Source organism: Roseovarius aestuariivivens (genome assembly GCF_004761875.1).
Classification (GTDB): domain Bacteria; phylum Pseudomonadota; class Alphaproteobacteria; order Rhodobacterales; family Rhodobacteraceae; genus Roseovarius; species Roseovarius aestuariivivens.
Genome location: NZ_SJEY01000032.1, coordinates 1 through 1,463 on the forward strand (window position 1 = coordinate 1; position 1,463 = coordinate 1,463).

Below are 1,463 nucleotides of genomic sequence, written 5' to 3' on the forward strand. Positions count from 1 at the left end.
GCGGGGCACGCGGTCTACGACGAGCTGAAGAACCTCATCGTCTGGGCCAAAGACAATGGCGGCATGGGCACTTTTTATCGCTCGCGCCACGAGCTGATCTTCGTCTTCAAGAAGGGCGTCGCCCGGCACATCAACAACTTTGAGCTTGGCCAGCACGGGCGGTACCGCACCAATGTCTGGGAGTATCGCGGGGCCAACAGCCGGCATGCCGGGCGCATGGCGGAACTGGCGCTTCATCCCACGGTCAAGCCGGTGCAGATGATCGCGGATGCGATCCGTGATGTCTCGGGACGTGGCGAGATCGTGCTGGATTTGTTCGGCGGGTCGGGCTCGACGCTCATTGCAGCCGAAAAGACCGGGCGCCGCGGATATCTCTGCGAGCTTGATCCGATCTATTGCGATCGCATTCTTGCCCGTTGGGAGGCTTACGCCAATGACGAGGCCGAGCAGGTGGTCTGCGGCTGGCAGGCGCCGAGGAAAAAGCTGGAGGCCGCGGAATGAGCAAGAAGAAGAAACTGCCGTTGCAAAAACCCGATGCCATCTACGAAGTGGGATACGCGAAACCGCCCGCCAGCACCCGGTTCAAGCCGGGACAATCCGGCAATCCGAAGGGCCGCCCCAAGGGCGCGAAAAACAAGCGGCCGCGTCTCAACGAGGAGCGGCTGCATGGCATCGTCCAAGATGAAGCCTATCGCAATATCACGGTACGCGATGGCGATCGCAACGTGACCGTCCCCATGGCGCAGGCTGTCGTGCGGGCCCTCGCCGTCAATGCCGCGAAAGGTCAGCATCGGGCGCAACGGCTCTTTACAGAGATGCTCTTGGCGGTCGAGCAGAAGAACAAGCAACTTGCGGACGAATGGCTCAAAACGGCGATCGAGTACAAGGTGGAGTGGGAGAAGGAGCTTCAAAGACGCGAGATCAACGGCATCACCTGCCTGCCCGAGCCCATCCCGCATCCCGACCACATCAAGATCGACTTTGGCACCGGTGAGGTCAGGGTCGAAGGTCCGTTTACAAAGGAAGAAAAGGCAGCCCTCGACGCCTTGTGCGAACAACGCGACGCCTGGAATGAGGAACGCGACTCTCTTCTCGAAGCCATCGATGCCGAGGAAAACCCGAAGAGCCGCGAGATCATGCGGCAGGATATCGCGCGGCTGACCAGATTGCTCGATCAGTTCGACGAAAAGCTGGGCGCCTTGGGACGCTGAATTACCGTGATCTTTTGCCGGGTTGACCGCTCAGGGCTATGCGTAAGCAGGTCTTTGCAAATCCGAACATCTGTTCCTGTGCCTGCCAATCGAGCGGCAGCTGGCTGCGCACGAGGCGCTCCAGCGTCAGATCACCGGGCTGTGTCCCCTCCAGGATGGCCGTCTGAATGGCCGGGGCCATAAAGGCGAGCTGCGCGCGGGTTCGGATATAGGCCTCGGTAACCCTGTCTTTGCGCGCGATGATCGAGATCG

The 1,463-nt window shown here is 60.6% G+C and carries 2 protein-coding genes and 1 pseudogene; 2 read left to right on the top strand and 1 reads right to left on the bottom strand.

All coding sequences use genetic code 11. From position 1 onward, the window contains the following. Together EZV60_RS18910 and EZV60_RS18915 are read left to right on the top strand one after the other, a co-directional pair. A partial coding sequence (locus EZV60_RS18910; RefSeq protein WP_135507632.1) for a DNA-methyltransferase occupies window positions 1-501 on the top strand: 501 nt, incomplete at its 5' end. Next, window positions 498-1,211 carry a DUF5681 domain-containing protein gene (locus EZV60_RS18915; RefSeq protein ID WP_135507634.1) on the top strand — a complete coding sequence of 238 codons (714 nt, stop codon included), beginning with the start codon at window positions 498-500 and terminating at the stop codon, window positions 1,209-1,211. The genes EZV60_RS18910 and EZV60_RS18915, both read left to right, overlap by 4 nt. 1 nt (window position 1,212) lies before the next feature. Here EZV60_RS18915 and EZV60_RS19210 read toward each other — a convergent pair. Further along, window positions 1,213-1,463 (bottom strand): annotated as a pseudogene (locus tag EZV60_RS19210) (hypothetical protein); the annotation flags it as partial.

Coding starts and splice junctions, on each gene's coding strand:
- EZV60_RS18915 (WP_135507634.1), top strand. CDS start 498: ATGAGCAAGAAGAAGAAACTGCCGTTGCAAAAACCCGATGCCATCTAC.